Origin of the sequence: Pseudomonas yangonensis, from assembly GCF_009932725.1 — a bacterium.
Classification (GTDB): Bacteria; Pseudomonadota; Gammaproteobacteria; order Pseudomonadales; family Pseudomonadaceae; genus Aquipseudomonas; species Aquipseudomonas yangonensis.
On record NZ_BLJU01000104.1, the window covers coordinates 1 to 240 of the forward strand.

General features: G+C 65.0%; 1 pseudogene. It reads right to left on the reverse strand.

From position 1 onward, the window contains the following. Positions 1-240: pseudogene (locus tag GYB81_RS23675) on the reverse strand (nicotinate phosphoribosyltransferase); the annotation flags it as partial.

Sequence of the window (240 nt, forward strand, 5' to 3'; positions counted from 1 at the left end):
GCTTGAGGTCGACCTCGCGTGCCAGGTGCACGTTGCTGGTACCGACGAAGCGCCCGGGGAAATCGCGCTTGAGGATATGCACCGCCTGTTCCTGCACGCGGTAAGAGAAGCGCCGGCGGGTACCGAAGTCGGCAAGCTGAAAACCTGCCAGTTCGCTTGGCGAAGCCTCGGCCTTGAGCCAGTCGAGCTTCTCGTACAGGCGCCCGGCGGCCTGCTCCAGCAGCACCTCGCGGTAGCGAT